Raw genomic sequence first — 8,999 nt, forward strand, 5'->3', positions numbered from 1 at the left:
TCTCTATCTCTTCCTGTTTTATTTTTTTGTTTTCATGTTTGGGGCACCCCCCAGATCCACACTTTCCTCTTCGGTGGGAGCGTCAGCTGTGTATAACAGACAGCCCGCGGCCGAAGGCCGCCTCGGTCCGGGAGCCGCCGGGCCAGGCGGGCTGCGGCGGCCGCACGCGGTCGGTGGTCCGGCCCGCCCCGTCCCCGCCGGCCAGGGCCGGCTGCACCCGCCCCGCGTCCGATGTGGGCTCCGGGCGGCTCAGCAGGGTCACGCCGTGTACCGCCGCCGCGGCGCCCGCGAGGGCGAGGAGGGTGCCTGTGGTGCCGTAGCGGAAGCCCTCGCCGAGAAGGGTGAGGCCGATGGCGGCCGCGGTGACGGGGTTGACGAGGGTGAGGAGGGCGAGGGGGCCGCCGAGGCCGTGGCGGTACGCCTTCTGGGAGAGCAGCAGGCCGCCCACCGCGAAGGCGACCGTCAGGAGCGCCACCAGCGCCGTGGTCCAGGAGAGCGTAGGTCCGACCGCGAGCTTCTGCGCCAGCGTGGAGCCGACGCCCGAGGCGATACCGGACGCGGCGGCGACCGCGAGGCCGCCCCGGGCCGAGAGCATCGCGACGGCCGCGGCGGCGGCGAGCGCCACCAGCAGGACCTCGTCGGTGCTCAGGGTGTCCCCGTGCCCCGAGGCCGTGACAGCCAGCAGGGTCGTCAGTCCTACGAGGGTGAAGGCCATGCCGCTCCACTGTGTGCCCGAGGTCCGGCGGCCCGAGACCAGCGAGCCCAGCGGTACCGCCAGCACGAGGCTCAGCGCGCCGAGCGGCTGCACCAGGGTCAGCGGTCCGTAGCGCAGGGCGACCACGTGCAGCAGCGCACCGGAGGCGTTGAGGAGCACGGACCCCCACCACGCGCCGCGGGCCAGCGCCCCGCGCACGCTCGTGGTGCCGGCGGCGGTCCGCGCCTGGACGACCGCGGCCGCCGCGTAGCAGACCGCCGAGACCAGGGAGAGGACGACGGCCAGGAACACCGGAGAACCTGTCATCGCGGTCCACCTCCCCATCTGTCGGCACAGCCTGCCGAAACAGCCTGTCGATACGAAACGGTTTCGTACCGACAGACTACGAGGCGACTTAACGAAACGCAAGCGTTTCTCTAGTCGGCCGGGTTTTCCGACACGAACCTCATCCGACCGCCACGAATCCGAACAGCTCCGGGACCCCGCCCGGCCCCACCTCCACGGTCCGCTCCAGCCGCAGCCCCGCCGACACCACGGCGTTCAGGAGACCGGCCAGCGGAAGGTGCCAGGCCCCCACCCGGGCCCGCACCCCGGCGGGGTTCCAGGAGTCGAGGGTGCGGTCCCGGTCGGCGTACCGCTCGTCCAGCACCACCCTCCCCGGCTCCCGCCAGTCGGCGAACGCGCCGACGAAGCAGGGGTGGACTCCGAGGTGCACGAACCGTCCGCCGGGCGTCAGCACCCGGGCGATCTCCCTGAGGACGGCCGCGTAGTCGGGGACGTCCGTGCTCGCCAGCACGCACATCGCGGCCGGCACCGAGGCGTCGGCCAGCGGCAGTGCCGTCGCGTCGGCGGCCACGACCGGCAGCCGGCCGGCCGCGTGGCGGAGCTGGCCGCGGGAGAGGTCGAGGCCGAACGGGGTCCGGCCGAGTTCCGCCGCCACGGACGCATGGGCGCCGGTGCCGCAGCAGACGTCCAGGCAGATCCCCTCGCCGGGGCCCAGCAGCTCCCTCAGCGTCGTGTGCACCCGGGCGAAGTACGCGCCGCCCGAGGTCGGCGACATGTAGTGGTTGTACCAGTCCGCGTGGGCGTCGTACGCCGGTGTGGTCGTCGTCATGTCCTTGATGCTGGGAACAACACACCTGCCACAAACGCCCGTTCGCTCATGGCGTCGGCCGCGGGCCCGGGGCGTGACGCTGGACGGGGGCGCGGGGTCGTCGTACGGTATCTCTGACTGAGTCAACTATCTGTGTCATATCTGTGTCAGCCATACAGGGGTCGACAACCATGACCGTCCAGGACATCCGCGCCTTCAACCGCTTCTACACCAACGTCATCGGCGCCCTCGACTACAGCCGTCAGCTGTACGCCCCGTACACCCTCACCGAGTCCCGCGTCCTGTACGAGCTCGCGCATTCCCCGCGTACCGACGCGGCGGACCTGCGGGGCGAGCTCTCCCTGGACGCGGGCTATCTGAGCCGGATCCTCAACAAGTTCGAGCAGGACGGGCTGATCGAACGCACCCCCTCCCGCCGCGACCCGCGCCGCCGCAACGTCACCCTCACGACGCGGGGACGGGAGACAGCCGCGCTGCTCGCCGAGCGCGCGGACGAATCCGTGGGCGCGCTGCTCGCCACGGTCCCGTCCGCCGACCGCCCCCGTCTCGCCGAGGCCATGCGGACCGTCCGCACACTGCTCTCCGACGGCCGCCCGCCCCTCCGCGAGGACGTCCTGCTGCGCGATCCGGGCCCGGGCGACCTGGGCTGGATCGTGCAGCGCAACGCCGCCCTCTACACCGCGGAGCACGGCTTCAACGCCGACTACGAGGCACTGGTCGCCCGGATCGTCGCCGACTACGCGGAGGACCACGACCCGCACCTGGAGCGGGTGTGGATCGCGGAGCTCGACGGCCGGCCGGTGGGGTGTGTGATGGTCGTACGGGACGAGGCCCCGGCGACGGCCCGTCTGCGGCTGCTCCTGGTGGAACCGGACGCCCGCGGACTCCGCATCGGCGACCGGCTCGTCTCGGCCGTCATCGACTTCGCGCGCGGCGTCGGCTACCGCGATCTGGTCCTGTGGACCAACGACATCCTCGCCTCCGCCCGCCACATCTACCAGCGCCACGGTTTCGTCCTCGTCGCCGAGAAACCGCACCGCTCCTTCGGCAAGAACCTGGTCGGCCAGGACTGGCGCCTGGACCTCCACGCCACGCAGGAGTGACGCGTAGAGTCCGGAGCATGAAGCTGGCGTTCTCCACTCTCGGCGTCCCCGGTCTCCCCGTCCCCGAGGTGCTCCGCCTCGCGACCACGCACGGCTATCACGGCGTAGAGCTGCGCGCGCACCCGGAGGAGTCGGTGCATCCCGGCATCGACGCGGCCGGGCGGACCGACACGGTGTCCGAGTTCAAGGCGGCCGGGGTGGAGGTCCTCGGTCTCGCCGGGTACGCGCGCGTGGCCGCGCCGGGCGACGACGAGCCGGTGCTGGCGGAGCTCCGCGCCCTCCTGGACCTCGCCCGCGACCTGGGCGCCCCGTACATCCGCGTCTTCCCCGGCGCGAGCCCCGAGCAGTCGACCGCCGAGGCGGACGCGACGGCGGCGCGGCGCCTGGGTACGGCGGCGGAGTACGCGGCCGACGCCGACGTGCGGATCCTCCTGGAGACCCACGACTCGCACCGCACCGGAGCCGACGCGATCCGTGTCCTCGGCCCGGTCGGCCACCGCAACGTCGGCTCGCTCTGGGACGTCATGCACACCTGGCTGGGCGGCGAGCAGCCCTCGGAGACCTACGCGGCGCTCTCCCCGTTCCTCGGATACGTGCAGGTCAAGGACATCGCCTCGCCCGACGACACCACCCCGCTGCCGCTCGGCGCGGGCGTGCTGCCGCTCGCCGAGTGCGTCGAGGTCCTCTCCCGGCACGGCTGGGACGGCTGGCTGTGCTGGGAGTACGAGAAGCGCTGGTACGAGGCGGCCGCGCCGCTGCCCGAGCTGCTGGCCGCGGGCCGCGAACACCTGGCGCGGCTCCTGAACGAGAGCGCGTGACGCGTAGCGCGTGACTCATTGAGCGGCCCGTGACTTATTGAGTGGCCCGTCCGGGAGCGGCCCGTTAGGGTCCCGGGGTGCATCAGCCCGCCCCGCTCCCGGTCCCCCTCTCATGAGCCTGTCCGACGTGCTCCTCGACGTCCGGCCCCTGCGCACCTCCCCCGTCTTCCGGCGGCTGCTGTTCGGGCGCACGGTGTCCACGCTCGGCTCCTTCATGACCATGGTCACCGTCATGTACCAGGTCTGGGAGACGACGCACAGCGCGTTCTGGAGCGGCGCGGTCGGCATCGTGCAGGCGGTGCCGATGGTCGCCGTCAGTCTGTTCGCGGGCGCCTGGGCCGACCGCGTCGACCGCCGCCGTATGTACCTCACCGGCACCGTCGGCTCGGCGGTGTGCTCGCTGCTGCTGACCGTGCAGGCCTTCGTCGGCCACGCTCCGGTGGCCGTGATCCTCGTCCTGGTCGCGGTCCAGACGTCCTTCGCCGCGCTCGGCGCCCCCGCGGCGGGTGTGTTCGTGCCACGGCTGCTGCCCAAGGAGCAGGTGGCCGCCGGTCTCGCCCTCCAGCAGGTCACCGCCCAGGCGATGATGCTGGTCGGCCCCGCCGTCGCCGGTGTCGTCCTCGGCTGGTGGGGCATCGGCGTCTGCTACCTGCTGGACACCCTGAGCTTCGCCCTGTCCTTCTACGGCGCCTACGGCCTGCCCGCGCTGCCGCCCGAGGGCGACAGGTCCCGGCCGGGCGTCCACGGCGTCCTGGACGGTCTGCGCTTCCTGACCGGCCACCGCGCGGTACGCGGCGCCCTGCTCACGGACCTGGCGGCCTGTGTCCTGGCGATGCCCACGTCGTTGTTCCCTCTCGTCAACCAGGAGCGCTTCGGGGGCGACCCCCGCACCCTCGGTCTGTTCCTGTCCGCGCTGGCCGTGGGCGGAGTCACCGCGACGGCGCTCTCCGGCCCGGTGACCCGGCTGGCCCGCCCCTGCCCGGTGATGCTGTGCGCGTCCGCGGGGTGGGGCGCGGCCCTCTTCCTCTTCGGCCTGACGACCAGCGCCTGGGTGGGCCTGGGGCTGCTGGCCCTGGCCGGCGCGGCGGACGCCCTCGCCGTCCTCTCCCGTACGACCATCGTCCAGACCCTGACCCCCGACGCCCTCCTCGGCCGCGTCACCGCCGCCGAGACGATCGTCGGCCAGGCGGGCCCCCACCTCGGCAATCTGCGCGGCGGCCTGGTCGCGGGCTGGTCCTCGGGCGCGACCGCGCTGATCTCCGGCGGGCTGATGTGTCTGGCGGCGGTGACGGCGGTGGGGGTCGGCACACCGGAACTGCGACGGACGGGCACGCCCGGGGCGGCTACCGCTCCGGCCGGACCGTGAAGCCGGCCCGCGGGTCCAGGCACCACTCCAGTACGGAGGGCCAGGAGCCGTAACCGGCGTCCAGGTCGAGATGGGCCGCGCCGGGGAGCAGGGTGGTGGGGATGCCGAGCGGGTCGCCGTAGACGGCCTGTGCGCCCTCCTCGCAGTACGGGTCGTCGTCACCGGCGACGAGGAGGGTCGGGCCGGGGAGGGTGAACTCCAGCGGGGGCGGGGCGAATCCGGCGACCTCGGGGTACCTCGCGAGGACCGCGGGGGAGGGCGGGCCGACGAGCAGGACACGGTCCACGTCACCGGGCCGGACGCTCCCGCGGGCGACGGCGTGCAGCCAGAGCAGCACGGAGGCGCTGTGGGCGACGACGACGTCCGGTGCGTCCTGTGCGAGGTGGCGGGCGAGTTCGCCGAGCCACACCTCCAGGTCCGGGTCGTCGGGGTCGGGCAGCTGGGGATACGTGACCTGGTGACCGAGTTCGCCGAGGCGGTCGGCGAGCCAGTGCTGCCAGTGGTCCTTGGGCCGGTGGTTCTGCCAGCCGTGGAGGATGAGGTAGGCGGTCATGGCACCGATGGTTTCCGAACCCGCCTCCACGGTCCAGTTAACCTTTCTCGATGGAACAGGTAAGCGAGACCTTCACAGTCGACCTGCGCCGCCTGACCGTCCTGCGCGAGCTCCAGCGCCGGGGCAGTCTGGCGCGAACGGCTCAGGCCCTGCACCTGACCCCGTCGGCGGTCTCGCAGCAGCTCTCGGCACTGGCCCGCGAGATCGGGGCGCCCCTGACGGAACGGGACGGCCGAGGCGTACGGCTCACCGGCCAGGCGCGCGTCCTGCTGGCCCACGCCGACGAGATCGCCGCCCAACTGGAGCGGGCCCGGGCCGACCTGGCGGCGTACGGGAGCGGCGGCCGCGGTGCGGTGACCATCGGCTGCTTCTCCAGCGGCATCCTGGGCCTGCTGCCGGGGGTGCTCCGGGGGCTGGCCGAACGTCTCCCGCACGTCCGCGTCGATGTCGTGGAGGCGGAACCGCCGGACCTGTTCACGGCCCTGGACGCCGGGCAGGTGGACGTGGCGGTGGCGGTGGACTTCGCGGCGACCCCACCCCACACGGACCGCCGCTACAGCCGGTCCGACCTGCTGACGGACGTGATGGACGTCGTGGTGCCGGCGGATCACCGGCTGGCGGGGCGCGGGCGGGTTCCGCTGCGGGAGCTGGCCGGCGAGACCTGGATCGCGGGGGCAGCCCGCAGCTGTGTGGGCGCGATCGCCCGCGCCGTGTGCGCGACGGCCGGCTTCACCCCGGACATCCGGCACGCGGTGAACGACTGGGGCGCGCTGGCGGCCCTGGTGGAGGCGGGAGCGGGCGTGGCCCTGATCCCCCGCCTGGTCCGACCGCTGTACGGGGACCGCCACCTGGCGGTCCTCACGCCGGAGGGCACCCCTCCGTCACGGAACATCTTCGCGGCGGTCCGCACCGGCGCGGAGTCGGACCCGGTCCTGGAGGTGGTCCGGCATCAGCTGGGCACGGAGGCGCGGCGCTGGGCGGACGCGTCGCGGGCCCAGGGCGCCTCTGATGGCTCTTGGCCGGCCTCGGGGCGACCGGTCCGCCCGACGCGGGGCACCTCGTGAGGCACCGGCCGCCTCGCCGGGCTCACCCGTTCCAGCCCCCGGGGCGCGAACCCACAGGTGGCCGGGGACCGGCGGGGGGCAGATCCGCCGGTCAGCCAGACCCCGGGCTGAACCTTGCCACCCGCTGCTCCAGGCGCTTTCGGCAGTCCGGCCATTCGTCCGCGGTGATCGAGAAGACCGCCGAGTCCCGTAGCTCGCCGTCCTCGCCCGGGGCCCAGGAGCGGGACCAGTTGCGCAGGACGCCCTCGAAGTGGGCGCCGACGCTTTCGATCGCCGCCCGGGAGCGGGCGTTCCTGGCGTCCGTCTTCAGGTCGACCCGGGAGACGTCCCACACCTCGAAGGCATGCCGGAACAGCAGCAGCTTGGCCTCGGCGTTGACGCCGGTGCCCTGGGCGGAGCGGGCCAGCCAGGTGAAGCCGACCTCGATCGCGTCCAGGGAGTCCTCCGAGCGCCAGCTGCGGGGCTCCCAATAGGACGTGGCGCCCACGACCCGTCCCGTCGCCGTGGAGATCTGGGCGTACGGTGCCAGCCGGCCGGTGGCGGCCCGGGCGAGCTGCGCGTCGACGTAGTCCGCCACCTCGTCGGCCCTGGGCACCCAGGTGAACTCGTACGTGCCCCGGTCCTCCTCCGCAGCCTCCGCCAACCCGCTCACATGCGTGTGCGAGAGCGGCTCCAGGCGCACCGACTCACCCTCCAGCAGCGGACCTTCAAGCGTGAACGCCATCCCCCAGCCGACCCCTCAACTCCGCGAACGCCTCGTGGAAACCGGGGAAAGTCTTCCGCACGCATCCGGGGTCGTCGAACGAAATACCCGGCACCCGCAACCCCGTGACCGCGAAGGACATGACGATGCGGTGGTCACCGTACGAAGTGATCTCCGCGCCCGCACCGACCGCGCCCGGCCGGACCTCGATCCAGTCGGGCCCCGTCGCCACCTCCACCCCGAGCCGCCGCAGGTTCTGCGCACAGGCCTCCAGACGGTCGCACTCCTTGACCCGGGTGTTCGCCACGTCCTCGATCCGGACCGGGCCGTCCGCGAAGGGCGCGATCGCCGCCAGCGTCGGCATCGTGTCCGAGATGTCCCGCATATTGACGGTCAGGCCCCGCAGGACACCGGTCCCCCGGACCGTCGTGCCCGCCGCGCCGACCGACACCTCGGCGCCCATCCGCCGCAGTACGTCGACGAAGCCCAGATCGCCCTGGAGGGCGCCGGTCCCCAGCCCCGGGACCGTCACCTCGGCGCCCGGGGTCACCGCCGCCGCGGCGAAGAAGTAGCTGGCGGTGGAGGCGTCCGGCTCGATCGCGTACGTCGTCGCGCGGTAACCGCCCGACGGAACCACGAAGACGTCCCCCTCCCGATCCACTCGCACCCCGAAGGCCCGCATCATCGCGATGGTGATCTCCACGTACGGCACCGAGACCAGGTCCGTCACCCGGATCCGCAGCCCCTCGCGGGTCAGCGGGCCGAGGAGCAGCAGCGCGGTCAGGTACTGCGAGGACTGCCCCGCGTCCAGCACCACCTCGCCGCCCTCGACCCCGGCCGCCCGGACCGTCAGCGGGTGGTGCCCCTCGGCCTGCTCGTGCCGCAGGTCCACTCCCAGGTCGCGCAGGGCCCGGCTCAGGGGCAGCAGCGGCCGGCGCCGCATCTGCTCCGAGGCGTCGAAGCGGTACGTCCCGTGTCCCGCCGCCGCCAGTGTCGGCAGGAAGCGGGCTGTCGTAGCACCGTCCCGGCAGTACACGTCCGCCTCCGCCACCGCGGGCCCCTGCGGGCGCCCGTCGACCTGCCAGGCGTCCGGCGTCCGCCCCACCCGGTACCCGAGCCGCCCCAGCCCCTCCGCGAAGCCCTCCGTGTCATCGGACCTCAGAGGACGTACGAGCGTGGTGACCCCGTCGGCCGCCGCCGCCAGAAAGAGGGCGCGGGCGGTGATGGACTTGGAACCGGGAATGTCGACTACGGGCATGCCCACATGATCGGCCGACAACGGCGTCCGGCGCCGGGCCGTCCACGGGATGGACCACCGTAGAACAGGCCCCCAGACGGAACGGGCCCGCGCTTGCGCAACGGCGAGCAGGGGACGTACCGGGGGGTGTCCGCCCGCAGCGTCGGGCGCCCAACCAACGGTGCAGCCCCAACACACCGCACCGCCCGACCGAGGACGGACACCCCCCGGTGCGGCCCCGACCCACCACGAACCGCACTGCGCGACGCACACCCCCACCGAACCCGCACAGGCCGCCGCAGTGCCCCCCTTGCCCTTATACCCAT

General features: G+C 73.2%; 9 protein-coding genes. 4 read left to right on the plus strand and 5 right to left on the minus strand.

The features are described from left to right. Positions 1-82: 82 nt before the first annotated feature. Positions 83-1,021 (minus strand): hypothetical protein, encoded by a 939-nt coding sequence (locus HLK59_RS45425; RefSeq protein WP_171147534.1) that lies wholly within the window; start codon positions 1,019-1,021, stop codon positions 83-85. Positions 1,022-1,160: 139 nt separating this feature from the next. Beyond that, positions 1,161-1,829, minus strand: coding sequence for a methyltransferase domain-containing protein (locus HLK59_RS45430; RefSeq protein ID WP_171147535.1), 669 nt, complete (start codon positions 1,827-1,829; stop codon positions 1,161-1,163). 170 nt (positions 1,830-1,999) lie between these two features. Here HLK59_RS45430 and HLK59_RS45435 point away from each other — a divergent pair, with 170 nt between their 5' ends. From HLK59_RS45435 to HLK59_RS45445, 3 genes are all read left to right on the plus strand, one after another. After that, the gene (locus HLK59_RS45435; protein ID WP_171147536.1) at positions 2,000-2,932 is read left to right on the plus strand and encodes a bifunctional helix-turn-helix transcriptional regulator/GNAT family N-acetyltransferase; all 933 of its coding nucleotides are present in this window, start codon (positions 2,000-2,002) and stop codon (positions 2,930-2,932) included. A gap of 17 nt (positions 2,933-2,949) precedes the next feature. Continuing rightward, positions 2,950-3,750, plus strand: coding sequence for a sugar phosphate isomerase/epimerase family protein (locus HLK59_RS45440; RefSeq protein ID WP_171147537.1), 801 nt, complete (start codon positions 2,950-2,952; stop codon positions 3,748-3,750). 112 nt (positions 3,751-3,862) lie between these two features. After that, a complete protein-coding gene (locus HLK59_RS45445) occupies positions 3,863-5,116 on the plus strand; it encodes an MFS transporter (protein WP_171147538.1) in 1,254 nt (417 codons plus the stop codon). Here HLK59_RS45445 and HLK59_RS45450 read toward each other — a convergent pair. Next, the gene (locus HLK59_RS45450) at positions 5,094-5,669 is read right to left on the minus strand and encodes an alpha/beta hydrolase (RefSeq protein WP_171147539.1); all 576 of its coding nucleotides are present in this window, start codon (positions 5,667-5,669) and stop codon (positions 5,094-5,096) included. The genes HLK59_RS45445 and HLK59_RS45450 overlap by 23 nt on opposite strands. 50 nt (positions 5,670-5,719) lie before the next feature. Between HLK59_RS45450 and HLK59_RS45455 the strand changes: the two genes are divergently transcribed. Next, positions 5,720-6,733 (plus strand): LysR family transcriptional regulator, encoded by a 1,014-nt coding sequence (locus HLK59_RS45455; protein ID WP_171147540.1) that lies wholly within the window; start codon positions 5,720-5,722, stop codon positions 6,731-6,733. 91 nt (positions 6,734-6,824) lie between these two features. Here the strand turns inward: HLK59_RS45455 and HLK59_RS45460 are convergent, their stop codons facing one another. Both HLK59_RS45460 and aroA read right to left on the minus strand, forming a co-directional pair. Beyond that, entirely contained in the window at positions 6,825-7,457 is a 633-nt protein-coding gene (locus tag HLK59_RS45460; protein WP_171147541.1) for a GNAT family protein, read from the minus strand. Beyond that, positions 7,441-8,694, minus strand: coding sequence for a 3-phosphoshikimate 1-carboxyvinyltransferase (gene aroA / locus HLK59_RS45465; protein WP_171147542.1), 1,254 nt, complete (start codon positions 8,692-8,694; stop codon positions 7,441-7,443). The genes HLK59_RS45460 and aroA overlap by 17 nt, the downstream gene beginning before the upstream one ends. Positions 8,695-8,999: the final 305 nt, after the last annotated feature.

The sequence above is a fragment of the Streptomyces sp. S3(2020) genome, assembly GCF_013044505.1.
GTDB lineage: Bacteria > Actinomycetota > Actinomycetes > Streptomycetales > Streptomycetaceae > Streptomyces.